The organism is Rhodovulum sp. ES.010 (genome assembly GCF_900142935.1).
Classification (GTDB): domain Bacteria; phylum Pseudomonadota; class Alphaproteobacteria; order Rhodobacterales; family Rhodobacteraceae; genus Rhodovulum.
Genome location: NZ_FSRS01000001.1, coordinates 2659931 through 2683187, shown reverse-complemented (window position 1 = coordinate 2683187; position 23257 = coordinate 2659931). Strand labels below are relative to the sequence as shown.

At 66.2% G+C, this 23257-nt stretch carries 24 protein-coding genes; 13 read left to right on the top strand and 11 right to left on the bottom strand.

The features are described from left to right. Positions 1-6 precede the first annotated feature (6 nt). Together BUR28_RS13215 and BUR28_RS13210 are read left to right on the top strand one after the other, a co-directional pair. Positions 7-1119, top strand: a complete 1113-nt coding sequence (locus BUR28_RS13215; RefSeq protein ID WP_083626643.1) for an alpha/beta hydrolase — start codon at positions 7-9, stop codon at positions 1117-1119. A 27-nt stretch (positions 1120-1146) separates the two neighbouring features. After that, positions 1147-2370, top strand: a complete 1224-nt coding sequence (locus BUR28_RS13210; RefSeq protein WP_074220550.1) for an MFS transporter — start codon at positions 1147-1149, stop codon at positions 2368-2370. On the opposite strand, the gene BUR28_RS13205 is transcribed toward BUR28_RS13210, so the two are convergent. The 3 genes from BUR28_RS13205 to BUR28_RS13195 are packed head-to-tail and all read right to left on the bottom strand — an operon-like array spanning position 2353 to position 4637. Continuing rightward, complete coding sequence (locus tag BUR28_RS13205) at positions 2353-2937, bottom strand: Smr/MutS family protein (RefSeq protein WP_074220549.1); 585 nt, start codon at positions 2935-2937, stop codon at positions 2353-2355. The genes BUR28_RS13210 and BUR28_RS13205 overlap by 18 nt on opposite strands. A gap of 3 nt (positions 2938-2940) precedes the next feature. After that, positions 2941-3972, bottom strand: coding sequence for a murein transglycosylase A (locus tag BUR28_RS13200; protein ID WP_074220548.1), 1032 nt, complete (start codon positions 3970-3972; stop codon positions 2941-2943). After that, positions 3969-4637 (bottom strand): Tim44/TimA family putative adaptor protein, encoded by a 669-nt coding sequence (locus tag BUR28_RS13195; protein ID WP_074220547.1) that lies wholly within the window; start codon positions 4635-4637, stop codon positions 3969-3971. Before BUR28_RS13195 ends, BUR28_RS13200 begins: the two co-directional genes overlap by 4 nt. 112 nt (positions 4638-4749) lie before the next feature. Here BUR28_RS13195 and BUR28_RS13190 point away from each other — a divergent pair, with 112 nt between their 5' ends. Continuing rightward, on the top strand, positions 4750-5229 hold the full coding sequence (locus BUR28_RS13190) for an FxsA family protein (protein WP_074220546.1): 480 nt from the start codon (positions 4750-4752) through the stop codon (positions 5227-5229). 58 nt (positions 5230-5287) lie between these two features. Next, complete coding sequence (gene secB, locus BUR28_RS13185) at positions 5288-5800, top strand: protein-export chaperone SecB (RefSeq protein WP_074220545.1); 513 nt, start codon at positions 5288-5290, stop codon at positions 5798-5800. 4 nt (positions 5801-5804) lie between these two features. On the opposite strand, the gene dnaQ is transcribed toward secB, so the two are convergent. From dnaQ to BUR28_RS13165, 4 genes are read right to left on the bottom strand one after another with little or no spacing between them, the layout of a single operon-like run. Continuing rightward, positions 5805-6503: a DNA polymerase III subunit epsilon gene (dnaQ, locus tag BUR28_RS13180; protein WP_074220544.1), complete on the bottom strand. Its 699-nt coding sequence runs from the start codon at positions 6501-6503 to the stop codon at positions 5805-5807. Then, positions 6496-7095, bottom strand: a complete 600-nt coding sequence (gene coaE, locus BUR28_RS13175; RefSeq protein WP_074220543.1) for a dephospho-CoA kinase — start codon at positions 7093-7095, stop codon at positions 6496-6498. The genes dnaQ and coaE overlap by 8 nt, the downstream gene beginning before the upstream one ends. Continuing rightward, positions 7092-7925: a shikimate dehydrogenase gene (locus tag BUR28_RS13170; RefSeq protein WP_074220542.1), complete on the bottom strand. Its 834-nt coding sequence runs from the start codon at positions 7923-7925 to the stop codon at positions 7092-7094. The genes coaE and BUR28_RS13170 overlap by 4 nt, the downstream gene beginning before the upstream one ends. After that, the gene (locus tag BUR28_RS13165; protein WP_074221652.1) at positions 7922-8521 is read right to left on the bottom strand and encodes a Maf family protein; all 600 of its coding nucleotides are present in this window, start codon (positions 8519-8521) and stop codon (positions 7922-7924) included. Before BUR28_RS13165 ends, BUR28_RS13170 begins: the two co-directional genes overlap by 4 nt. Before the next feature lie 426 nt (positions 8522-8947). On the opposite strand from BUR28_RS13165, the gene BUR28_RS13160 reads away from it, so the two are divergent. The 7 genes from BUR28_RS13160 (at position 8948) to BUR28_RS13130 (ending at position 16316) form a co-directional block, all read left to right on the top strand. Further along, positions 8948-9397: a CopD family protein gene (locus BUR28_RS13160; protein ID WP_074220541.1), complete on the top strand. Its 450-nt coding sequence runs from the start codon at positions 8948-8950 to the stop codon at positions 9395-9397. Between the two features lie 124 nt (positions 9398-9521). Beyond that, complete coding sequence (rho, locus tag BUR28_RS13155; RefSeq protein ID WP_074220540.1) at positions 9522-10793, top strand: transcription termination factor Rho; 1272 nt, start codon at positions 9522-9524, stop codon at positions 10791-10793. Between the two features lie 24 nt (positions 10794-10817). Then, positions 10818-12107 carry a tRNA uridine-5-carboxymethylaminomethyl(34) synthesis GTPase MnmE gene (gene mnmE / locus BUR28_RS13150; protein ID WP_074220539.1) on the top strand — a complete coding sequence of 430 codons (1290 nt, stop codon included), beginning with the start codon at positions 10818-10820 and terminating at the stop codon, positions 12105-12107. Positions 12108-12119: 12 nt separating this feature from the next. Next, positions 12120-13985, top strand: a complete 1866-nt coding sequence (mnmG, locus tag BUR28_RS13145; protein ID WP_074220538.1) for a tRNA uridine-5-carboxymethylaminomethyl(34) synthesis enzyme MnmG — start codon at positions 12120-12122, stop codon at positions 13983-13985. Beyond that, on the top strand, positions 13982-14602 hold the full coding sequence (rsmG, locus tag BUR28_RS13140) for a 16S rRNA (guanine(527)-N(7))-methyltransferase RsmG (protein WP_074220537.1): 621 nt from the start codon (positions 13982-13984) through the stop codon (positions 14600-14602). Before mnmG ends, rsmG begins: the two co-directional genes overlap by 4 nt. Continuing rightward, positions 14595-15404 (top strand): ParA family protein, encoded by an 810-nt coding sequence (locus tag BUR28_RS13135; RefSeq protein WP_074220536.1) that lies wholly within the window; start codon positions 14595-14597, stop codon positions 15402-15404. The genes rsmG and BUR28_RS13135 overlap by 8 nt, the downstream gene beginning before the upstream one ends. Positions 15405-15419: 15 nt before the next feature. Beyond that, on the top strand, positions 15420-16316 hold the full coding sequence (locus tag BUR28_RS13130) for a ParB/RepB/Spo0J family partition protein (RefSeq protein WP_074220535.1): 897 nt from the start codon (positions 15420-15422) through the stop codon (positions 16314-16316). Between the two features lie 8 nt (positions 16317-16324). Here BUR28_RS13130 and hemW read toward each other — a convergent pair whose 3' ends face one another. Genes hemW through rph form a run of 3 tightly spaced genes read right to left on the bottom strand, consistent with a single transcriptional unit; the run spans position 16325 to position 18806 of the window. Then, positions 16325-17488 carry a radical SAM family heme chaperone HemW gene (gene hemW, locus BUR28_RS13125; RefSeq protein ID WP_074220534.1) on the bottom strand — a complete coding sequence of 388 codons (1164 nt, stop codon included), beginning with the start codon at positions 17486-17488 and terminating at the stop codon, positions 16325-16327. Then, positions 17478-18086 (bottom strand): RdgB/HAM1 family non-canonical purine NTP pyrophosphatase, encoded by a 609-nt coding sequence (gene rdgB, locus BUR28_RS13120; protein ID WP_074220533.1) that lies wholly within the window; start codon positions 18084-18086, stop codon positions 17478-17480. Before rdgB ends, hemW begins: the two co-directional genes overlap by 11 nt. A 3-nt stretch (positions 18087-18089) precedes the next feature. Next, a complete protein-coding gene (gene rph / locus BUR28_RS13115) occupies positions 18090-18806 on the bottom strand; it encodes a ribonuclease PH (protein WP_074220532.1) in 717 nt (238 codons plus the stop codon). Positions 18807-18955: 149 nt separating this feature from the next. Here rph and hrcA point away from each other — a divergent pair, with 149 nt between their 5' ends. Together hrcA and BUR28_RS13105 are read left to right on the top strand one after the other, a co-directional pair. Next, positions 18956-19996, top strand: coding sequence for a heat-inducible transcriptional repressor HrcA (hrcA, locus tag BUR28_RS13110; RefSeq protein ID WP_371441618.1), 1041 nt, complete (start codon positions 18956-18958; stop codon positions 19994-19996). Between the two features lie 3 nt (positions 19997-19999). Continuing rightward, a complete protein-coding gene (locus BUR28_RS13105; protein WP_074220530.1) occupies positions 20000-20560 on the top strand; it encodes a nucleotide exchange factor GrpE in 561 nt (186 codons plus the stop codon). Here the strand turns inward: BUR28_RS13105 and mutS are convergent. Beyond that, positions 20557-23175, bottom strand: a complete 2619-nt coding sequence (gene mutS / locus BUR28_RS13100) for a DNA mismatch repair protein MutS (protein WP_074221651.1) — start codon at positions 23173-23175, stop codon at positions 20557-20559. The two genes, BUR28_RS13105 and mutS, sit on opposite strands and share 4 nt — an antisense overlap. Between the last annotated feature and the right edge of the window lie 82 nt (positions 23176-23257).

Below are 23257 nucleotides of genomic sequence, written 5' to 3'. Positions count from 1 at the left end.
GCCTCCGTGCTCCGACAGCATGCATTCCTGATCTGCCTGGCCTGCCTCGTGACGCTTGCGGGCTGCGCGCCGCGGGGCGTGCTCCACTTCGTCCCCGCGCCCGATCCCTCGGCGGTGACGCGCAGCGTGTTCGTCGGCACAACCCGGGTGCCCGAAACCGGGGCCGGGTTCTCCGAAGACCGCGCACCGGAGCTGCGGTTCGCCAGTTACGAGGTCGCGATTCCTGCGGATCGTGCGCCAGGCCAGATCAGCTATCCGCGCGGCGCGCCGGACCCGCGCGAGGATTTCGTGACCGTGGCGGCCCAAAGCTATGGCGCGGCGCCCGAGTTCACCGCGGCGCTCCGGCGGGCGCTGGTCGACCGGCCGCGCGGCGAGCGCGCAGTCGTGCTTTATGTCCATGGCTTCAACACGAATTTCGCCGAGGGGCTTTACCGGTCGGCGCAGCTGTCGCACGATTTCGGGATCGGTGGCGTGACGCTGCACTATTCCTGGCCGAGCCTCGCCAGCCCCTTCGGATATGCCCATGACCGCGACAGCACGCTGTTCGCACGCACGGGGTTCGACCGGTTCCTCGACGCCGTGATCGCCGCCAAGCCCGACGATGTCCTGATCGTCGCGCATTCCATGGGGGCGCTGCTGACGATGGAGGCGCTGCGCCAGATGGCGCTGGAGGCGCCGGGCCGCGTCGGACGCGAGATCCACGAGCTTGTGCTGCTCTCGCCCGATATCGATATCGACGTGTTCCGCGCGCAGGTACGCGATATCGGCCGCATGCCCGACAGCGTGATCATCGTGACATCGCAGCGCGACCGGGCGTTGACGCTCTCGGCCCGGCTGTCGGGCCAGCGCGACCGGCTGGGCAATCTCGACAGTGTCGATGAGGTGGCCGATCTCGACATCACACTGGTCGACGTGACCGAGTTCTCGCGCGGGCTGGGCCATTTCACGGCGGGCAGTTCGCCCGACCTGATCCGGCTGTTGCGTGGGGTCGAGGATCTGGACCGTGCCTTCAACGAGGGGGCGCCGGGCCGACCCGGGCTCTTGCCGGGGACGGTACTGACGGTGCAGAACGCGACGGCGATCATCCTGTCGCCGCTGACCGCGCTTTCGGCGCAGTAGGGCGGCCCCCAAAGAAAGCCCGACCGCATGCCATTCTGGCACTTCCTGCGCGAGAACCGCGCCTGGCTGGCCGCCGGGGCGCTGCTGACCTTCACATCGAGCTACGGCCAGACCTTCTTCATCGCGATCTTCGCGGGCGAGATCCGCGCGGAGTTCGGACTGAGCCACGCCGCCTGGGGCGGGATCTACACGCTGGGGACGGCGGTCTCGGCACTCTTGATGGTCTGGGCCGGCGCGCTGACCGACCGCTGGCGGGTGCGCAGCCTGGCGATTGCCGTACTCGGCCTGCTGGCGCTGGCCTGCATCGCGATGGCGACGGTCAGCGCCGTCTGGGCGCTGCCGCTGGTCATCCTGGGGCTGCGGTTGTTCGGGCAGGGGATCACGAGTCAGCTTGCGATGGTGGCGATGGCACGCTGGTTCGTGCGCAATCGCGGGCGCGCCCTGTCGATCGCGATCCTCGGGGTGCAGGCGGGCCAAGCGGTGTTGCCGGTCGTCTTTGTCGCGTTGATGCAGGTCATGCCCTGGCGCACGCTCTGGCTGCTGGCCGCCGGCCTGGTGCTCGCGGCCCTGCCGGTGCTTCTGCTCCTGCTGCGGCAGGAACGAACGCCACAATACCACGCCGAAACGACCCAGTCGGAGGGCATGGACGGCCGGCACTGGCGGCGGGGCGAGGTGGTGCGCCACTGGCTTTTCTGGCTGGTGGTGCCCGCGGTGGCCGGGCCGCCCGCCTTCGGGACCGCGCTGTTCTTCCAGCAGGTGCACTTGGCCGAGATCAAGGGCTGGCCGCTGGTCGATCTCGTCGCGCTGTTTCCCCTGTTCACCGCGATCTCGGTTCTGGCGATGCTGATCGCCGGATGGGCCATCGATCGCGTCGGCACGGCGCGCCTGATGCCCGGTGCGCTCTTGCCCGTCGCCGTCGGCTTCGCACTAATGGCCGGCGCCGACAGCCTGACCGGTGCCGCGCTTGCCTTTGGCTTCAGCGCGCTGTCGATCGGCGCGTTCACCACCCTGCCCTCGGCGTTCTGGGCCGAGTTCTACGGCACTCGCAATCTGGGTGCCATCAAGGCGCTGGGGGCGGCGGTCATGGTGCTGGGCACCGCGCTCGGCCCCGGCCTGACCGGCGCGTTGATCGATCTGGGCATCGGCTTCGAGGCGCAGCTTCTGGGCATGTCGGTCTATTTCGCGCTGTCCGCGGCGCTGCTGGCGACAGGTGTCTCGCGCGCGGCGCGCCTGCTACCGCGCACGTCGTAGATAGACGTAATAGGCCCCGCCGCCCCCGTGCTGGCGATGCGCCTCGGTCACCTGCAACACGGCCCCGGCAAGGGGGGCCTGCCGCAGCCAGTGGGGCACCTGCCGCTTGAGAACCCCGCGCCGCTCCGGGATGGGCCCGTCGCCATCAGGCCCAGCGCCCTTGCCGGTGATGACAAGGACAAGGCGCCGGCCCGAGGCCTGGCTTTGCAGGATGAACCCCATCAACGCCGGGTGGGCCTGGGCCAGCGTCATCCCGTGCAAGTCGATGCGCGCCTCGGGCGCCATCTTGCCGCGCTTGAGCCGGGTGAAGAGCTTGCGGTCCATCGCGACCGAGCGCTCCGCCCGTGACCCGGCCAGCGTCGAGCCCGCCTGACCGGCCTTTTCGCCGATGCGGAACGCCGGCACGGGCGGCGGCGCGTCGGCCTGACCCTTGTCCGGCGCGCGCGCGTCCGCCTCGGCTAGTGGCGGCGGCTTGCGGGTCGGGTCGAGCGGCCGGGTGCGTCTGGCCACCTGCTCCCAAAGCGCGCGGTCCTCGCGGCTGAGGTCTTTCCGTCCCCTCCGGCTCAACGCTCAGCCCCCGGGTAGCAGCGCGAGCGCCGTGTCTATGGGCAGAAGCACGACCATGCGCCCACGGTCACGCACCCGCCCGGCCCTCTCGCCGGCGGCGTCGCCCGTGCCATAGAAGATATCCGCCCGCTGCGCCCCCTTGATCGCCGAGCCGGTATCCTGCGCCACCATCAGCCGGTGCAGGGGTCCGCGGCCGCCCTTTTCGATCCAGACCGGGGCGCCCAGCGGCACGAATTCGGGATCGACCGCGACGGTGCGCATCGGCGTGACCGAGCGGTTCATCGCCCCCAGCGGACCCTTGTCGGGCGGAACGCGCGTCAACTCCCTGAAGAACACGAAGGATGGGTTGTGCAGCAGCAACTCGCGCCCCGCCTCGGGATTGCGCCGCACCCAGGCGCGGATCACCTGCGCCGAGACCTGGTGCGGCGCATAGATCCCGCGGCGCACCAGTTCCTTGCCGACTGAGCGGTAATCATGGCCATTGGTCCCGCCATAGCCCACCCGGATCGCCGTGCCGTCGGTCAGGCGGATGCGGCCCGAGCCCTGGACCTGCAGAAAGAACGCATCGACCGGGTCGTCGAGCCAGGCGATTTCCAGGCCCCGGTCGCGCAACAGACCGAGGTCATGGATTTCGCGGCGCGAATGCCAGGTCTCGCCCGGAACGAGGTCGGGCGGCGTGCGGTAGATCGGATACTGGTAGCGGTCGTCGGGCGTGCGGGCGCCGTGCAGTTCCGGCTCGAAATAGCCGGTGAACAGCGCGGCCTCCTGCCCGCCGATCAGCACGGGGCGAAAGAACAGCTCGAAGAAGCGGCGGGCATCTGTCTGGGTTTCGGCGAGCGCACAGAGCGGCGCCCAGTCGGGCGCGTCGAGATTGCCGCAGGTTTCACGGAAGACCGACAGCGCCGCGCCATGGTCGTCGGCTGCCCACCCCTTGAGATCGGAAAACCGGAGGATTTCCACCGGCGGGTCGGCGCGGGTTGTTCCGGCACTCACGACAAGGGCCAAGCAGAGCGCCGCGCCGAGGCCCCGGGTCATTCGCCCGTGGCGACCAGCTGCCAGTTGGGGTCATCCACGCCCATCCGCCGGGCAAAGGTCCAGACGTCGCGCTGGCGCTTGATCTCGCTGGGGCTGCCCTCGATGACGTCCCCGGCCTTGTTGCGCACGACCGAGGTCAATTCGCCGACGTATTTCACGGTCAGTTCGCCCTCGCGCGTCTGGCGGTCGAACGTCGCGTCCTTCAGGCTGAGTTCGCGCACGCCCACAAAGTTCGCCTCGACCGTCAGCCCCTGGTCCTCGCGCAGCTTCACGACCTCTGCGAAGCTTTCGTAGACATCCGGCGCGAGGAACGGTTCGACCTCTTCAAGCTGACCCGTCTCGAAGGCCATCAGAATCATCTCGTAGGCGCCGCGGGCGCCGTGCAGGAACTCGCCCACCGAAAAGCCGGGCTCGGCCATTTTCATCGCGGCCAGTGCCTTGGCGGCATCGCTGCCGTCGGGGACGTGATCGGTGATGTCGGTATCCACCCCGCCCTCGATCACCTCGAAGTCCCGGCGCGCCTCCGACCGGCGCGAGGCCGGGTCGGGCATCGACAGGGGCGGCTTCTCGAATCCCTCGCGCGTGCCGAGCACCGAGCGAAGCCGCAGGATCAGGAACACGGCGATCCCCGCGAGAACCAGAAGTTGGATGATGGCAGAGCCCATTGAAACCTCGCAGTGCGCCGTCAGGGTTTGTATCCAAGCGTCATCGCACATATGTAAGTCACGGCTCCGATCAAGTCCACCAGCCCCGCCGTGCGAATGAGGTCTTCTCGCCATGTGGCTCTTCCTGATTTTCCTGTCGGTCCCGCTGATCGAGATCGCGCTGTTCATCCAGGTAGGCGGCGCTATCGGCCTTTGGCCGACGCTGGCGATCGTGGTGCTGACCGCGGTGCTGGGCACCTGGCTCCTGCGCCGGCAAGGGGCGCATGCGCTGGTGCAGTTGCGCCGATCCTTCCAGGAATTGCGCGACCCGGCCGAGCCGCTGGCCCACGGCGCGATGATCCTGTTCGCGGGGGCCTTGTTGCTCACGCCCGGGTTCTTCACCGATGCCGTCGGATTCGCACTTCTCATGCCGCCGGTGCGCAGTGCGGCCTATCGCTGGCTGTCGCGGCGCGTCGTGGTGCAGACCATGACCTATGGCCAAGGCCCCGAACAGCCGCGGACCGACCGGAGCGACGTGATCGAGGGCGAGTTCGAGGATCTGGGAACCCGTCCGCACCGCCCCGACGGCCCGTCACAATGGACACGGCATTGAGAGAACCGGGGCAAGCTGCTAAGGCAGCGACCGACTCAACATCCGGCAGGAGCACGCCATGAGCGAGACCGAAGGCAACGGCGCCGCGACGCAGCAGCCGCCCCAAGTGAAGATGCAGATCCTCGGTCAGTATATCCGGGACCTGTCCTTCGAGAACATGCTGGTGCGCAAGGGCGCACAGGGCGAGGTCAGCCCCGATATTTCGGTTCAGGTCGCGCTGGATGCCCGCAAGCGGACCGCCGAGAACCAGTACGAGATCATCACCAAGTTCACGATAAACTCGAAGAACAAGAGTGACGACGCGCAACTGTTCCTGATGGAACTGGAATATGCCGGGATCTTCCACATCGAGAACGTCCCCGAAGAACAGCTTCATCCCTTCCTGCTGATCGAGTGCCCGCGGATGCTGTTCCCCTTCGTGCGTCGGATCGTGTCGGACATGACCCGCGACGGCGGCTTCCCGCCGCTGAACCTGGAGCCGGTCGATTTCGTGGCGCTCTATCGCCAGGAGATCGCACGGCGGGCCCAGCAGCAGGCGCAGGACACGCCCGCCAACGGCGAGACCGCCTGAGCGCTTACTCCAAGCGCTTCCACAGCGCCTGGTCGCCCAGTCTCTCGACGAAACTGGCGTGGGCGGCCGCTTCCTCATCGGTCAGGCGCGGCGGCAGCGGGGCGGGACGTGGCGAAGGGCGCCAGATCTCACCCGTTCCCGAGCCCGTAGCCGGTCCTCCCGCCGACCGCGTCGCCAGCACCAGATCGGGCTGCCGCCCGCCGATCAGTTCCAGATAGACCTCGGCTAGGATTTCGGAATCAAGAAGCGCGCCGTGTCTCTCGCGGGCGGAGTTGTCGACCCCGAAACGGCGGCACAGCGCGTCGAGGGTCGCCGGCGCGCCGGGGAACCTTTGCCGCGCCATCACAAGCGTGTCGATGGCCTGCTCCATCGGCAGGCGCGGCAGGCCAAGCCATTCGAGCTCGGCATTGAGGAATTTCATGTCGAACGACGCGTTGTGGATGACAAGCTTGGCGTCGGCGACGAAATCCAGAAATCTCTGCCCGACATGGGCGAAGACGGGCTTGCTGCGCAGAAAGTCGTCGCCCAGCCCGTGAACCTCGAACGCCTCCTGCGGCATCGGGCGTTCCGGATTGACGTATTCGTGAAAGGTGTTGCCCGTCGGCAGGTGGTTCCACAATTCCACCGCTCCGATTTCAACGATCCGGTGCCCCTCGGCCGGTTCGAACCCCGTCGTTTCGGTATCCAGAACGATCTCACGCATCGCGTTTCCTCAGCCGTTTCACCAAGGCGTGCACCTCGGCGCGCGTCTGTTCAAGGGTGCGCGTCTCGATCACGAAATCCGCGCGCCTGCGTTTTTCCGCATCGGGCATCTGCTTGGCCAGGATCGCCCGGAACTGGGCCTCGGTCATGCCCGGGCGCGAGAGGACCCGCCGGCGCTGGGTGTCCGGATCGGCCGTCACGACGAGCACGGCGTCAAGCCACGCATCCGTGCCCGTTTCGAACAGCAGCGGGATGTCGAGCACGATCAACGGAATCTGTGCGTGATCGGCGATGAACCCCTGCCTGTCCTCGGCCACCAGCGGGTGAACGACCGCCTCGATGCGGGCCAGCGCCTCCGGGTCCTCCACGATCCAGGATTTCAGCACGGGCCGGCTGACGGCGCCATCGCGGACCGCCTCGTGCCGCAACTTCATGATCGGCGCAACCGCGGCCCCGCCTTTCGCATAAAGCCGATGAACCGCGGCATCGGCGTCCCAGACCGGCACCCCGAGATCACGAAACAGGGTTGCGGTCGTCGACTTTCCCATCCCGATCGACCCGGTCAGGCCAAGCAGAAAAGGCCGGGAGGTCATTCGCCGAGAACCACGCCGCGGGCGGCTTCGTCCACTTCGGGCCGGCGGCCGAACCACCGCTCGAAGCCCGGCGCGGCCTGGTGCAGCAGCATGCCCAGCCCGTCTACCGCCACGCAGCCCCGCTTGCGCGCTTCCTTGAGGAACGTTGTCTCAAGCGGGGTATAGACGAGATCGCAGACCACGGCCTTGGGCGAGAGCGCATCCAAGGGAACGCGGAAGGCCGACTTGCCGACCATCCCCAGCGACGTGGTGTTCACGACCGTTACCGCCCCGTCGATCATGTTCCCGGCCTGCACCCATTCATGGACCACGATCTTGGGGCCGAACTCGGCCCGCAACGCCTCGGCCCGCGAGCGGGTGCGGTTGCTGACGCGGATCTCGCGCACACCCTGTTCCGCCAGCGCCGCGACCACGGCCCGCGCGGCGCCGCCGGCCCCCAGAACCGCCGCCGGTCCCGAGGTCGGCTCCCATCCCGGGGCGCCCTGTCGCAGGTTCTCGATGAACCCGATGCCGTCGGTGTTGTCGGCATGCACCTTTCCGTCGGCACGAAAGATCAGGGTGTTGGCCGCCCCGATCAACGCGGCGCGATCTGAGACGAGATCGGCAAGACCCAGGATCGTTTCCTTGTGCGGGATGGTAACGTTCACACCGACGAAACCCATGCGGGGCAGAGCCGCCAGAACCTGTCGAAGGTCGGATTGGGAGACGTCCATCGGGATGTAGTAGCCGGGGATTTCATAACGCTCCAGCCAGTGGCGATGCAGAAGCGGCGACTTGGAATGGGCGACCGGAGAGCCGATCACGCCGGCGAGGGGAATCCGTTCACTCATGCCATCAGCACTCCACGCGTCGTCAGAAAGGTCAGCAGCGGCAGCAGGGGCAGGCCCAGGACATCGAAATAGTCGCCATCGATCCGCGAGAACAGCCGCACCCCTTCCTCTTCCAGCTTATACGCTCCGACCGACTCGCGCACGCTTTCCCAGTTCCGCGCGAGATACTCGTCGAGATAGGCGTCGGAAAACGGGCGCATCGTCAGCGTGACCTTGCCGACATGGCGCCAGAGCGCCGCGAGATCGTCGTAGACCACCACCGCCGAGAGCAACTCGTGCGGGGCCCCGCGCAGCGCGCGCAGCTGCGCGCGGGCCTCGTCGATCGATTGCGGCTTGGCCAGCACCTTTCCCCTGTGGGCAAGGACCTGGTCGCACCCGATCACCAGCGCGGTCGGGTCCCGTTCGGCCACCCGCCGTGCCTTGAAGTCGGCCAGAGCCTCGGCCACGACCTGCACCGTCGCGCCCTCGGCCGCCAGCCCGTCGCGAATGGCGCCTTCATCGAGGCGCGCGGGCAGAACGTCAAAGTCCAGTCCGGCGCGCTCGAGCAGCTGGCGGCGGATGGCCGAGCCGGAGGCGAGGATAACGCGCTGCGACATCTGCGAAGAACCCTGTGGATAGAAGAGGTCGAACACTCGGGATGTGAGCGGACAACTCAAGCGAGCATCTCCGGCGTGGCGACGACAGGGGAAAATGTCAAGCGTTCGGGGGTGAGCATCCACCGTGGACCGACCGACCGGTCGGCTGTGAACGACTCGGCTGCGTCGGAGGTATCCAAAAGCATCCACAGGCCGACGTGCGGCTATAGGAACGCAAAGTATTGATAATATGTATATTTCTCGTCCCGAACGTCGATTTCAAGAAATATCACCAGTGTTGTCAACAAGACGCGGTCTGTGGATGGAACCGGGGACGGTCACGTAATCCCCAATCTTCACAGCCCCAACAAAAACATCATCTTTCCTTTCCTTATTTTCTTGTTCTAGAAGGGGGCCGTGCAGCGTTGAGAGCGGGAGTGACGAAGAATGGGCGAGTTCCTTGCGTATCTCTATCCATGGATGAAAACGCTGCACATCATCGCCGTGCTGACCTGGATGGCGGGGTTGTTCTACCTGCCAAGGATATTCGTCTACCATGTCGAAAAGGCGGGCGTCGGCAGCGAGACCGACGAGATCTTCAAGATCATGGAGATGAAGCTCTACCGCTACATCATGAATCCCTCGATCATCGCGGTCTGGATCTTCGGGCTGGCGCTTGTCTTCACTCCCGGGATCGTCGCCTGGGATACGATCTGGCCGTACACCAAGGGGGTCGGGGTCATCGCGATGACCTGGTTCCACATGTGGCTGGGTCTGCGTCGGAAGGAATTCCTTGCGGGCACGAATACACGCAGCGGCCGCACCTATCGGATGATGAACGAGTTGCCGACGCTTCTTATGCTGGTCATCGTGTTCTCGGTGGTGTTCAAGTTCTGAGCGATTGACTCGCGGTCCGCACAAGCCTATTGAGCGAGGTCAGCACGGGCCGTCCGGCCCGTTGATTTTCCGCCCTTCTTCAAGCCGTGCCGCCTGAGGCACCCTGTTTCTGATAAGTTCTCCCATGACCCAAGACCGCCTGAACCTTGCCGATCTCAAGGCCAAGAGCCCCAAGGATCTCCTTTCCATGGCCGAGGAGCTCGAGATCGAGAACGCCTCGACGATGCGCAAGGGCGACATGATGTTCGCCATCCTGAAGGAACGGGCCGAGGACGGCTGGGAGATCTCGGGCGATGGCGTTCTGGAAGTCTTGCAGGACGGCTTCGGCTTCCTGCGCTCGCCCGAGGCAAACTACCTTCCGGGGCCGGACGACATCTACGTCTCGCCCGACATGATCCGCCAGCACAGCTTGCGCACCGGCGACACGGTGGAAGGCGTGATGCAGGCCCCGCGCGAGAACGAGCGGTATTTCGCGATCACGAAGGTCACCGCGATCAACTTCCAGGAGCCCGAGAAGGCGCGGCACAAGATAAACTTCGACAACCTCACGCCGCTTTATCCTGACGAGCGGCTGAAAATGGAAATCGAGGATCCCACGATCAAGGACCGCTCGGCCCGGATTATCGATCTGGTGGCACCGATCGGGAAGGGGCAGCGCTCTCTGATTGTGGCCCCGCCGCGGACCGGCAAGACGGTGCTCTTGCAGAACATCGCCCACTCGATCGAGGCGAACCACCCCGAATGCTACCTGATCGTCCTGCTGATCGACGAGCGCCCCGAGGAAGTGACCGACATGCAGCGTTCGGTGAAGGGCGAGGTGATCTCTTCGACCTTCGACGAACCGGCCACGCGGCACGTCGCCGTTGCCGAGATGGTGATCGAAAAGGCCAAGCGCTTGGTCGAGCATAAGCGAGATGTGGTTATATTGCTTGATTCCATCACAAGACTTGGTAGGGCCTACAATACGGTCGTCCCGTCCTCGGGCAAGGTCCTGACCGGCGGCGTGGACGCCAACGCGCTCCAGCGGCCCAAGCGGTTCTTCGGCGCGGCGCGGAACATCGAAGAGGGCGGATCGCTGACCATCATCGCGACCGCGCTGATCGACACCGGCAGCCGGATGGACGAAGTGATCTTCGAGGAGTTCAAGGGCACGGGTAACAGCGAAATCGTTCTGGACCGAAAGGTCGCGGACAAGCGCGTCTTCCCGGCGATGGACATCCTGAAGTCCGGCACGCGGAAAGAAGACCTGCTGATCGACAAGGGCGATCTGCAGAAGACTTTCGTCCTGCGCCGCATCCTGAACCCCATGGGAACCACGGACGCGATCGATTTCCTGATCTCCAAGCTCAAGCAGACAAAGACGAATTCGGAATTCTTCGATTCGATGAACACCTGACGCGGCGACGTCCGGAGATGAAAGGTGGACACGATCTTTGCCTTGGCCTCGGCGCGCGGGAAAGCCGGCGTTGCGGTGATCCGGGTTTCCGGGCCGCGGGCCGCTGACGCCGCAGAAACTCTGTGCGGCACGCTTCCGCCACCCCGGCGGACGGGACTTCGCCGGCTGAGGGATGCGGGGGGCGATCTGCTCGACGAGGCGCTGGTGGTCCGGTTTGAGGCGGGGGCCAGTTTTACCGGAGAGGACGTCGTCGAACTCCATTGCCACGGCAGCCCCGCGACGGTCTCGGCCGTGTTGCGGTCGCTTGGCGGGATCGCGGGGCTTCGGCTGGCCGAACCGGGAGAGTTCACGCGGCGCGCGCTGGCGAACGGGGTGCTGGATCTGGCCGAGATCGAGGGGCTCGGCGATTTGCTGGAGGCAGAGACGGAGGCGCAGCGACGCCAGGCGCTGCGGGTGTTCTCGGGCGCGCTGGGCGAAAAGGTCGATGCGTGGCGCGACCGCTTGATCCGGGCGGCTGCGCTACTGGAGGCGACGATCGATTTCGCCGACGAGGATGTACCGGTTGATGTCACGCCCGAGGTCTCTGTGCTGCTGGAGGAGGTGGCCGCGGGCTTGAAGGCCGAGATCGCCGGAGTCGCCGCTGCGGAACGTATTCGGGAAGGGTTCGAGGTGGCGATTGTCGGCCCGCCGAATGCGGGGAAATCGACGCTTTTGAACCATCTGGCGGGGCGGGATGCGGCGATCACCTCGGAACATGCCGGCACGACGCGCGACGTGATCGAGGTGCGAATGGATCTTCACGGTCTGCCGGTTACGATTCTGGATACCGCGGGCCTGCGCGAAAGCAGGGATGCCATCGAATCGATCGGCATCGCCCGCGCGGTGGAACGCGCCCGCGCGGCGGACCTGCGCGTGTTCTTGCTGAGCGGGGGTGACATGACGCAGGACCTGGTACTGGAGGCCGATGACATCGTGGTGCAAGGGAAGGCGGACCTGGGTCGGGGGACGGGCTTGACGGTGTCAGGTAGGACGGGCGCCGGAGTTGCGGAGTTGGTTGCGCGCATTACCTCCGTTCTCGAAAGCCGTGCCGCACGGGCGGAAACGGCGACTCGCGAACGCCATCGGCAGGCAATGCTTAGTGCGTTGGAAGGTATCGGAAGGGCTCAGAATCAGGTATCCGAAGGGATGGAAACCGTGGATCTTGCGGCAGAGCATCTGCGCCGTGCTGTGCGCGCCTTGGACGCGCTGGTGGGGCGGATCGATGTGGAGCATGTGCTGGATGAGATCTTCGCGCGCTTTTGCCTTGGAAAATGAGGAGTGTTTCACGTGAAACATCCGTCATTCGATGTGCTTGTCGTTGGGGGCGGCCATGCTGGGGTCGAAGCAGCGTGCGGCGCGGCGCGTCTTGGCGCGCGGACGGCCTTGGTCACGCTGCGGCGCGAGGCGATCGGGATCATGTCGTGCAACCCCGCGATCGGCGGGCTGGGCAAGGGGCACCTGGTCCGCGAGGTGGACGCGCTGGACGGGGTGATGGCGCGGGCGGCCGACCGCGCCGGCATTCAATTTCGTCTGTTGAATCGCCGCAAGGGCCCGGCGGTCCAAGGGCCGAGGGCGCAAGCGGACCGGAAGCTCTATCGCCAGGCCGTGCAAGAGGCCGTGTCCGCCCAACCGGGCCTGACTGTCATTGAAGGGGAGGCCGCGGACGTGTTGCAGGACGCAGGCCGGGTGACTGGCCTGCGCTTGACCGATGGTGTCGACATCCCGGCCGACAGCGTTGTGCTGACGACGGGCACGTTCCTGCGTGGCGTCATCCATATCGGCGAGCGCAAGATTGCCGGTGGTCGGATGGGGGACAAGCCCTCCACCCGTTTGGCCGAGCGGATCGACGGGTTCGGTCTTCCGCTTGGACGATTGAAGACCGGCACACCGCCCCGGCTCGACGGCAACACCATCGATTGGGCGCGCGTCGGGCGCCAACCAGGGGATGATGCGCCGGTCTTGTTTTCGTTCCTGTCGCGGGGCGTGGCGGTTCCGCAGGTCGCGTGCGGTATTACCCATACGAATGCGCGCACCCATGACATAATCCGGGAAAACCTCGGAAAATCGGCGATGTACGGCGGGCGTATCGACGGGGTGGGGCCGCGCTATTGCCCGTCGATCGAGGACAAGATCGTGCGGTTCGCCGACAAGGACTCCCACCAGATTTTTCTGGAGCCCGAGGGGCTGGATGATCCCACCGTGTATCCGAACGGCATCTCGACCTCGTTGCCAGAGGACGTGCAGGCCGCCTATGTGCGATCGATCGAAGGTTTGGAGCAGACCGTCATCCTGCAGCCGGGCTACGCCATCGAATACGACTACGTCGATCCGCGCGCGTTGCGCCTGACGCTCGAACTGCGCGAGGTCCCCGGCTTGTTCCTGGCGGGGCAGATCAACGGCACGACCGGTTATGAAGAGGCCGCGGCCCAAGGTCTTGTGGCGGGGCTGAACGCGGCCCGACAGGTGCAGGGCGCCGACCCGATCGTGTTCACCCGGACGAGCAGCTATATCGGAGTGATGATCGACGATCTCGTGACCCGAGGCGTGAGCGAGCCGTATCGCATGTTCACCTCGCGGGCGGAGTTTCGGCTGTCGCTTCGCGCAGACAACGCTGACCAGCGGCTGACGCCCCTTGGGTTGGAGATCGGCTGCGTCGGGCCGGCGCGCGCCGCCGTGTTCCGGGACAAGCTGGAACGTCTCGACGCGGCCCGGGCGCAGCTCGACGCGATGTCGCTGACTCCCCGGCAGATCACCGAGGCGGGGATCAAGGTTAACGCCGATGGCCAGAGGCGCACCGGGTTCGACCTGCTTGCGTTCCCTGAAGTCGGCTTCGGCGAGCTGCTCGCGTTGGATGCTTCGCTGTCGTCGGTGGATGACGAAACACGTGCCCAACTTGAACGGGATGCGCTTTATGCCAACTACATTCGGCGCCAAGCGCAAGATGTCGAGGCGATGCGGCGGGACGAGGCACTGCGCTTGCCCGACGACTTTCCGTATGATGGTATCGACGGACTATCGAACGAGCTGAAAGGAAAGTTGGGCGCCTCCAGGCCCGAAACGCTCGGGCAGGCCGCTCGCATCGATGGGGTGACGCCGGCAGCGCTGACGCTGATCCTTGCAAGGCTGCGCCAGATGGAGAGGCGCTCGGCATGAGCGATCTGGCCGCGATCTGGCCGGACGTTTCACGTGAAACATCGCGGCGGCTGGAACAGTTCGCGACGCTTCTGAGGCGGTGGAATCCGGCTATCAACCTGGTGTCCCGGGCCACGCTGGACGAGTTGGAGACGCGGCACCTTCTTGATTCCGTGCAACTTTTCGACCTTGCGCCCGCCGAGGCGGTCCATTGGGCCGATCTTGGCAGCGGCGGCGGATTCCCTGGTCTCGTGATCGCCATCATGGCCGTGGAAAAGGCGCCAGCGATGAAGATGACCTTGATCGAGAGCGACAAGCGTAAGGCGGCCTTCCTGACGACGGCGATCCGAGAGCTTGATTTGGAGAACGCGCAAGTTCACGCGATTCGGATCGAGGATGTCGCGCCCCTCGGGGCCGATGTCCTGTCGGCCCGGGCGCTTGCGCCGCTGCCGGTGCTTCTGGGCTTTGCCGAGTGCCACTTGCGGCCCGGCGGCGTCGCGCTGTTCCCCAAGGGCGCGCGTCATGCCGCAGAACTCGACGCGGCACTTGCATCCTGGCGCTTCGACGTTCAGAAAATTCACAGCAAGACCGATCCCCAGGCTGTCATTCTGAAACTCGGAGGCATCTTCCGTGTCTGATCCCACGCGTCCCAAGGGGCCGAAAACCATCGCCGTGGCCAATCAGAAGGGCGGTGTCGGCAAGACCACCACCGCGATCAATCTGGCCGCTTCCCTGGTGGAATTCGGCAAGACCGTGCTGATCGTGGATATCGACCCGCAGGGCAACGCCTCGACCGGGCTGGGCGTCGAAACCGACCAGCGCACGAAAACCACGTACGATCTGCTGCTGGAGGAGGCGCCGCTTTCGGATATCATCCAGGAGACCGAGATCGAGCGGCTGCGCATTGCGCCGGCGACCACCGATCTGAGCTCGGCCGACATCGAAATGGTGTCGAACGAAAAGCGGAGTTTCCTGCTGCATGACGCGCTGCGCCAGCCCGCGATCGATGGGTACGCCTTCGATTTCGTGCTGATCGACTGCCCGCCGTCGCTCAACCTGTTGACGGTGAACGCCATGGTGGCGGCGCATTCCGTGCTTGTGCCGCTGCAAAGCGAGTTTTTCGCACTCGAGGGGCTGTCGCAACTTATGCTGACCATCCGCGAGCTTCGCCAGACAGCGAATCCCGACCTTCGGATCGAGGGTGTGGTTCTGACCATGTCGGATCGCCGCAACAACCTGGCGCAGCAGGTGGAAACCGATGCGCGGGCCTATCTTGGCGATCTGGTGTTCAAGACGGTGATCCCGCGCAACGTCCGTGTAAGCGAGGCGCCATCCTTCGCGATGTCGGTGCTGGATTATGACCCGATGTCGAAGGGCGCGCAGGCCTATCGTGACCTTGCGCGCGAGATGCTGGGCGTCGAGCTGGCGGTCGGGGCCTAGGTGGGGGAGGGCGCGATGACGACGAACAAGACGGGCAAACGCGGGCTGGGCCGGGGGCTTTCGGCCCTGATGGCCGATGTGCAGATCGAACCGGCGCCGGAAAAGGGCGAGGAACCGCGCGCCAAGGCCGACCAGACCGTCGCGCTCGATCTGCTCGAACCGAACCCCGATCAGCCGCGGCGCCAGTTTTCCGACGAGGCGCTGGAGGAGCTTGCGAACTCGATCCGCGAAAAGGGCGTGATCCAGCCGCTGATCGTGCGCCCGAGCAAGCGCAGCGAAGGCCGTTACGAGATCGTGGCCGGCGAACGCCGGTGGCGGGCCTCGCAGATCGCGCAGCGCCACGAGGTGCCGGTACTCGTTCGCGAACTCGACGACATCGAGGTGCTCGAGATCGCGATCATCGAGAACATCCAGCGCGCGGATCTGAACGCGGTGGAGGAGGCGATGGGCTATCGCCAGTTGATGGACCGGTTCGGGCATACCCAGGACAAGCTCGCCGCCGCGCTTGGAAAAAGCCGCAGCCACATCGCGAACCTTTTACGCCTCCTCCAATTGCCCGACGATGTGCTGGACCACATCCGGCAGGGCCGGCTAAGCGCGGGTCATGCGCGGGCCCTGATCACCACGGACGACCCGGGACTTCTGGCGCGTAAGGTCATCAAAGGTCAGCTTTCCGTGCGCGAGACCGAGAAGCTGGCCAAACAGGCCGGAGCGGAGAAACGCGCGCCGCGCCAGCCGAAACCGCGCGAAAAAGATGCCGATACGCGCGCGCTGGAGCAGGATCTGTCGGCCAATCTGGGCATGACGGTGACGATAGACCATGCGCCGGACGGGTCGGGGCGGCTTGTGGTCGCCTACCGCAGTCTTGACGATCTCGACACGCTTTGCGCCACGCTCAGCGCCGCCCGGTAAAGTGGGCCTCAGCGCAGTAGGAGCGTCCGGAGCACGGCGTTCAGAACCGCCCGGCCGTCTTCGGTAGCGCGGAGTGTGTCCGCCTTGGCACACAGAAGGCCCATGTTCTGCAACTCATTGATTTTGTTTCCATCTAAGGCGTCGCCCGTAATTCGCCGATAGCGATTGAGCGAAACGCCCTCGTGCAGCCGCAAGCCCATCATCAGGTATTCGGTCCCACGGTCCTCGGCGGTCAGACCTTGGCGGTCCGTTTCACCCGACCCGGTTCGCGCCACCTTGTCCAGCCATGCCTCGGGGCTATGCGGTGTCTCGGTCGCCCATCGGGTGCCGTTCAGCGTCAGCCGGCCATGGGCGCCGGGTCCGACGCCCACATAGTCGCCTGACCGCCAGTAGATCAGGTTGTGACGAGACTCCGCCCCTGGGCGGGCATGATTCGACACCTCGTACGCCGGGAGGCCCGCCGCCGCGCAAACCTCCTGCGTCAGGGCATAAAGGTCCGCTGCACGGTCGTCATCGGGCAAGCCCCGCAGCAGCCCGCGCCCATGACGGTCGCCGAAGGCGGTGCCGGGCTCGATCGTGAGCTGATAGAGCGAGAGGTGATCGACCGACATCGCCAGTGCCTCGCGCAATTCGCGTTGCCAGTCCTCGGCGGTCTGGTCTTGGCGGGCGTAGATCAGGTCGAAACTCACCCGGTCGAAATGGCGCCGGGCGATCTCGAAGGCAGCGTGGGCCTCGGCGGCGCTATGCATCCGGCCCAGCCGCCTGAGGTCAGCGTCGTTCAGGGCCTGCACGCCCAGAGAAACGCGGGTGACTCCGGCGGCGCGATAGCCGGCAAAGCGGCCGGCCTCGACCGAGGTCGGGTTGGCCTCGAGCGTCACCTCCATGTCGTTTGCGTGCGGCCAGGTTCCGCGCACCGTGTCTAGGATGGCCGCGACGAGGTCCGCGTCCATCAGGCTGGGGGTTCCGCCGCCAAAAAATACCGAGTTCAGCGTGCGCGGCCCGGTTTCGGCGCCGATCCGGCGGATCTCGGAAAGATAGGCGTCTTGCCAGCGGACGGTGTCGACCCGCGTCGCCACATGCGAGTTGAAATCGCAATAGGGACATTTCGCGAGGCAGTAGGGCCAGTGGATGTAGAGCCCGAAGCCGCCCGCCTGCCAGTCTTTAGCGGTCAAAGACCTGCACCAGTTTCTCAAAGGCGCGGGCGCGGTGGCTGATGCGGTTCTTTTCCCAGCGGTCCATCTCGGCGAAGGTCAGGTCATAGCCTTCGGGCTGGAAGATCGGGTCGTAGCCATGGCCCTGATCGCCCCGCATCGGCCAGACGATCCGCCCGGGGATCTCGCCTTCGAATACCTCGTCATGGCCGTCGGGCCAGGCCAGCACGAAGGTACAGGTGAACCGCGCGGTGCGGGGCTCGGGCGCGGCCTTGGCCTGCAACGCGTCCCAGACGCGCCGCATCGCCATCTCGAAGTCGCGGCCAGACCCTGTTTCGGCCCAATCCGCGGTATGAACCCCGGGTGCGCCATCCAGCGCATCGACCGAGATGCCGCTGTCATCGGCGAGCGCGGGCAGGCGCGTCGCCCGCGCCGCGGCGTGCGCCTTGATCCGGGCATTGCCGATGAACGTGGTTTCGGTTTCCGCGGGCTCGGGCAGGTTCATTTCGGCGGCGCCGACGACCGCAACCCTGTGCGGCTCCAGTAAATGCGCGATCTCTTCGAGTTTGCCCCGGTTATGCGTCGCCACCAGCAGCCGGTCACCCGTGAAACGGCGCATCGCCTAGCCCCCGACCGCTGCCTTCTGCGCCGCGACAAGTTGAGAAACACCCGCTTCGGCGAGGCCGAGCAACTGGTCCATCTGCGCACGCGAGAATGTCGCGCCTTCGGCCGACATCTGCACCTCGATCATCCGGCCGCCGCCGGTCATGACGAAATTGCCGTCGACGCCGGCCTCGCTGTCCTCGGCATAGTCGAGATCCATGACCGGCTGGCCCGCATAGACTCCGCAGGACACCGCTGCGACATGATCGACCAGCGGGTCCGACAGCACGTCGCCCGCCTTCATCAGCTTGTTTACCGCAAGCCTGAGCGCCACCCAGCCGCCGGTGATCGCCGCGCAGCGGGTGCCGCCATCGGCTTGGATCACGTCGCAATCGACGGTGATCTGGCGTTCGCCCAGCGCCACGCGGTCGAGACCAGCGCGCAGGCTACGTCCGATCAGGCGCTGAATCTCGACGGTGCGGCCGCCCTGCTTGCCGGCTGTCGCCTCGCGTCGCATCCGCGTGTTGGTCGCGCGCGGCAGCATGCCGTACTCGGCCGTCACCCAGCCGAGGCCGGAATTCTTGAGAAAGGGCGGCACCCGCTCTTCCAGCGACGCAGTGCACAGAACATGCGTGTCGCCGATGCGGACGAGGCACGAGCCTTCGGCATGTTTCGTCACACCCGTCTCGATTGAAACCGGGCGCATTTCGCTTACATCACGGCCAGACGGGCGCATGGCAACTCCTCTCTCGGGTCCGGCGCTTTGCTCCCATGCCCGTGCCGGCGATGCAAGCCCGATTGACTGGCCCCGACACTCGTCTTTAATGGCCTCGCCTTTCCGGAGACGACGACCACGTGACCGAGACCCAGAGCCTTCTCGAAGAGATGAACGACCGCTCGCGCGAAGTCTTCCGCCGCGTGGTCGAGGGCTATCTGGCGACCGGCGATCCCGTCGGCTCGCGTAGCCTCACCCGTACCATGAGCGAGAAGGTCAGCGCGGCGACGATCCGCAACGTGATGCAGGATCTGGAGTTCCTGGGCCTGCTCGACAGCCCGCACATTTCGGCCGGGCGCATGCCGACGCAGCTGGGCCTGCGGATGTTCGTGGACGGGCTGCTGGAGGTGCGGAACCTCGAACTGGAGGACCGCGAGAAGATCGACGCCACGCTCGGCAGCAATGAGCCGGACGTGGGCGCGATGCTCGACCGGATCGGCGGCGCCCTGTCCGGGGTTACACAGGGGGCAAGCCTGGTGCTCGCCCCCAAGCACGAGGCGCCAATCAAGCACATCGAATTCGTCAGCCTGGCGCCCGACCGCGCGCTGACCGTTCTGGTCTTTGCCGACGGCCATGTCGAGAACCGCCTGTTTCACCCGGCGCCGGGCCAGACACCGGCCTCGATGCGGGAGGCGGCGAACTTCCTAAACGCGCTGGCCGAGGGCAAGACGCTGAGCGAGCTGCGCGACGTGATGCAGGTCGAGATCGCACGGCGGCGTCAGGAACTCAACGACCTGGCGCGCACCATGGTCGAATCGGGGCTGGCCGTGTGGGAAAACGAGGGCGAGCCGCATGAACGGCTGATCGTCCGCGGCCGGTCTCACCTGCTGGCCGAAAGCGCCGAAGCCGAAGAGATCGACCGCATTCGCTCGCTCTTCGACGACCTGGAACGCAAGCGCGACATCATCGAGTTTCTGGAACTCGCCGAGGAAGGCGAGGGGGTGCGCATCTTCATCGGCTCCGAAAACAAGCTTTTTTCACTTTCGGGTTCCTCTTTGGTCGTCTCTCCATATATGAACGCTGACCGAAAGATCATCGGCGCCGTGGGCGTGATCGGGCCGACCCGCCTGAACTACGGGCGGATCGTGCCAATCGTCGACTACACGGCCCAGCTGGTCGGGAAGCTGATCTCCGACCGCGGCAAGGGGTAGAGAATGGCAGAACCTGAGAAACGCGATATCGATATCGAGGACCTGGCCGACGAGGCGGGTGCGGACGCCGCCCCCGATCCGGGAGCGATGACGGCCGAAGAGATCGAGGCGCTGCGGGCCGAGCGCGACGAGTTGCGCGACCGGTTCATGCGGGCCTTGGCCGATGCCGAGAACTCGCGCAAGCGGGCAGATCGCGACCGCCGCGAGGCCGAGCAGTATGGCGGCTCCAAACTGGCGCGTGACATGCTGCCGGTCTATGATCACCTGTCGCGCGCGCTCGACGTCGTCACCGAAGAGCAGCGCGAGGCGCAGAAGGCGTTCCTCGAAGGGGTGGAGTTGACCCTGCGCGAGCTTCTGAACGTCTTCTCGAAGCACGGGATCGAGCCTGTGGCGCCCGAGGTCGGCCACAGCTTTGATCCGCAGCTTCACCAGGCGATGTTCGAGGCGCCGGTGCCCGACACCAAGGCGGGCGAGATCATCCAGGTGATGGCGGTGGGCTTCATGCTGCACGACCGGCTGCTGAGACCCGCGCAGGTCGGCGTCTCGTCGACGCCAGCGTCCTAGTCCGACAGGCCCTTCAACTCGTAGATCAGTTCCAGCGCCTCTTTCGGCGTCAGCTCGTCGGGGTGAACCCCGGCGAGCTTTTCGTCGAGGGTTGACCGCGGCGCTTGACTGGATGGCGGCGGGGGCGCGGCGGCGCTGAACAGCGGCAGATCGTCAATCAGCGCCTTCTGCGGCTGGCCGCCCTCGCGTTCGCCCTTTTCCAGGGCTTCAAGAACGATCCGCGCGCGCTCCACCACGGTTTCCGGCAGGCCAGCCAGGCGTGCGACTTGAACCCCGTAGGACCGGTCGGCCGCGCCTTGCCGCACCTCGTGCAGGAAGATGACGTCGCCCTCCCATTCCTTCACCGCAACCGTGGCGTTCTCCACCCCGACCAGCTTGTGCGCCAAGGCAGTAAGCTCATGGTAATGTGTGGCGAAGAGCGCGCGGCAGCGGTTCGTGTCGTGCAGATGTTCCAGCGTCGCCCAAGCGATGGACAGACCGTCATAGGTCGCCGTGCCGCGGCCGATCTCGTCTAGGATCACCAGCGCCCGGTCGTCGGCCTGGTTCAGAATCGCCGCGGTCTCGACCATCTCGACCATGAAGGTCGACCGTCCGCGCGCCAGATCGTCGGAGGCGCCGACCCGGCTGAAGATCTGCGAGACCACGCCGATATGCGCCCGTGCCGCGGGCACGAAGCTGCCGGCCTGGGCGAGCAGTGCGATCAGTGCGTTCTGGCGCAGGAAGGTCGATTTGCCCGCCATGTTGGGGCCGGTCAACAGCCAGATCGCCGCGCCGTCAGAGCCGTCCGCCAAGGCGCAATCGTTCGCGATGAAGGGGGCGCCGCCCTGCTGGCGCAGCGCGCGTTCCACGACCGGGTGCCGCCCGCCGCCGATCGCGAAGGCCCGGCTGTCATCCACCGACGGCTCGCACCAGTTCTCACCGCGGGCGAGATCGGCCAGCGCGGCGGCCAGATCGATCTCGGCCAGCGCCGAGGCGGCCTGTCCCACCGGTCCCGCCTCGGCCAGAACCGCGTCCCGCAACCGGTCGAACAACCGCTTCTCGATTTCCAGCGCGCGATTGCCGGCGTTCAGAATGCGCGTTTCCAGTTCGGAAAGCTCCACGGTCGTGAAGCGCACGGCGTTCGCCGTGGTCTGACGGTGGATGAACCGTTCGGACAGCGGCGGCGACAGCATCTTGTCGGCATGCGTCGCGGTGACCTCGACGAAATAGCCCAGCACGTTGTTGTGCTTCACCTTGAGTGAGCCGATCCCGGTCGTCTCGACGAAATCGGCCTGCATCCCGGCGATGACCCCTCGGCCTTCGTCGCGAAGCGTGCGCGCTTCGTCGAGCTCCGGGTCGTGTCCGGCCGCGATGAACCCGCCATCGCGCGCCAGTATCGGTGGCTCGGCGACCAGCGCCGCGTCGAGCAGGTCGCGCAGGGCGTCATGGCCCAGCAGCGCCGACCGGGCCTCCGCAATGGCTGCGGGAAGCTCGCCAGTCAGCCGGTCGGCCACGGCAGCGGCCTGGGCCAGCCCGTTGCGGATGGCGGCAAGGTCCCGCGGCCCGCCGCGGTCAAGCCCGAGGCGCGACAGCGCCCGGTCCATGTCGGGGCATTTCCGCAGGGCGTCACGCAGGGCGTCGCACAGCGTCGCATCCTCCACCAGCGCCCGAACCGCCGAGAGACGCGCGCGGATGGTGTCCAGATCGCGCGACGGGCTGGAAAGGCGCCGCTCGAGCAGACGCGCGCCGAGCGCGGTCACCGTGCGGTCGATGGCGCCCAGAAGGCTGCCGTCGCGGCCGCCCGACAGGCTTGCGGTCAATTCAAGATTCCGCCGCGTGGCGGCGTCGATCTGAACCGTCCCGCCGGCGGACTCGCGCATCGGCGGGCGCAGCAGCGGCAGCTTGCCCTTCTGCGTGATGTCCAGGTAGTCGACGATGGCGCCCATGGCGGACAGTTCGGCGCGCGAGAAGCTGCCATACCCGTCTAGCGTCTCGACGCCGAACACCCCGCCCAGCCGCGCTTCGGCCGACGCGCTGTTGAAACTCGCGCGCGACAGCGGGGTGAGCGCGGCGCCGGATTCAGTGACTGTTTCGGCCCAATCGGCCTCTTGCGCCTCGCTCAGCAACAACTCGCGCGGGGTCAGCCGCGCCAGTTCCGGGCCCAGACGCACCGGCGGGCACTCCATCACGCGGAACGCGCCGGTCGAGATATCAACCCAGGCAAGCGCCCCCGCCCCCCGGACCTCGGAAAACGCCGCGAGGAAGTTGTGTCGCCGCGCCTCCAGCAGGGAGTCCTCGGTCAGCGTGCCCGGCGTTACCAGGCGCACCACATCGCGTTTCACGACGGCCTTGGAGCCGCGCTTCTTCGCTTTGGCCGGGTCTTCGAGCTGTTCGCAGACCGCGACCCGGAACCCCCTGCGGATCAGAGACAGCAGGTAGCTTTCGGCCGCCTGTACCGGGACGCCGCACATCGGTATGTCCTGGCCCTGATGCTTGCCGCGCTTGGTCAGGGCGATATCGAGCGCCTCGGCCGCCGCGACCGCGTCGTCGAAGAACATCTCGTAGAAGTCACCCATCCGGTAGAACAGGAGCGCACCGGGATGGGCCTCCTTGATCTCGAGGTATTGCGCCATCATCGGCGTCACGGATGCCGAATGCCCGCTCACGCTGCTCCCCCGTTCCGATCTGCCCGGCGGACCTTACAAATGCCGGGGATCG

What these genes read in the sequence shown, in the direction of transcription:
- rho (WP_074220540.1), top strand. Translation starts at nt 9,522, where the DNA reads ATGACCCAAGACCGCCTGAACCTTGCCGATCTCAAGGCCAAGAGCCCC.
- BUR28_RS13105 (WP_074220530.1), top strand. Translation starts at nt 20,000, where the DNA reads ATGGCAGAACCTGAGAAACGCGATATCGATATCGAGGACCTGGCCGAC.
- BUR28_RS13210 (WP_074220550.1), top strand. Translation starts at nt 1,147, where the DNA reads ATGCCATTCTGGCACTTCCTGCGCGAGAACCGCGCCTGGCTGGCCGCC.
- BUR28_RS13165 (WP_074221652.1), bottom strand. Translation starts at nt 8,521, where the DNA reads ATGTCGCAGCGCGTTATCCTCGCCTCCGGCTCGGCCATCCGCCGCCAG.
- BUR28_RS13200 (WP_074220548.1), bottom strand. Translation starts at nt 3,972, where the DNA reads ATGACCCGGGGCCTCGGCGCGGCGCTCTGCTTGGCCCTTGTCGTGAGT.
- BUR28_RS13190 (WP_074220546.1), top strand. Translation starts at nt 4,750, where the DNA reads ATGTGGCTCTTCCTGATTTTCCTGTCGGTCCCGCTGATCGAGATCGCG.
- BUR28_RS13130 (WP_074220535.1), top strand. Translation starts at nt 15,420, where the DNA reads ATGACGACGAACAAGACGGGCAAACGCGGGCTGGGCCGGGGGCTTTCG.
- coaE (WP_074220543.1), bottom strand. Translation starts at nt 7,095, where the DNA reads ATGACCTCCCGGCCTTTTCTGCTTGGCCTGACCGGGTCGATCGGGATG.
- dnaQ (WP_074220544.1), bottom strand. Translation starts at nt 6,503, where the DNA reads ATGCGTGAGATCGTTCTGGATACCGAAACGACGGGGTTCGAACCGGCC.
- rsmG (WP_074220537.1), top strand. Translation starts at nt 13,982, where the DNA reads ATGAGCGATCTGGCCGCGATCTGGCCGGACGTTTCACGTGAAACATCG.
- BUR28_RS13195 (WP_074220547.1), bottom strand. Translation starts at nt 4,637, where the DNA reads ATGGGCTCTGCCATCATCCAACTTCTGGTTCTCGCGGGGATCGCCGTG.
- mutS (WP_074221651.1), bottom strand. Translation starts at nt 23,175, where the DNA reads ATGATGGCGCAATACCTCGAGATCAAGGAGGCCCATCCCGGTGCGCTC.
- secB (WP_074220545.1), top strand. Translation starts at nt 5,288, where the DNA reads ATGAGCGAGACCGAAGGCAACGGCGCCGCGACGCAGCAGCCGCCCCAA.
- hrcA (WP_371441618.1), top strand. Translation starts at nt 18,956, where the DNA reads ATGAACGACCGCTCGCGCGAAGTCTTCCGCCGCGTGGTCGAGGGCTAT.
- BUR28_RS13170 (WP_074220542.1), bottom strand. Translation starts at nt 7,925, where the DNA reads ATGAGTGAACGGATTCCCCTCGCCGGCGTGATCGGCTCTCCGGTCGCC.
- rdgB (WP_074220533.1), bottom strand. Translation starts at nt 18,086, where the DNA reads ATGCGCCGTTTCACGGGTGACCGGCTGCTGGTGGCGACGCATAACCGG.
- rph (WP_074220532.1), bottom strand. Translation starts at nt 18,806, where the DNA reads ATGCGCCCGTCTGGCCGTGATGTAAGCGAAATGCGCCCGGTTTCAATC.
- BUR28_RS13160 (WP_074220541.1), top strand. Translation starts at nt 8,948, where the DNA reads ATGGGCGAGTTCCTTGCGTATCTCTATCCATGGATGAAAACGCTGCAC.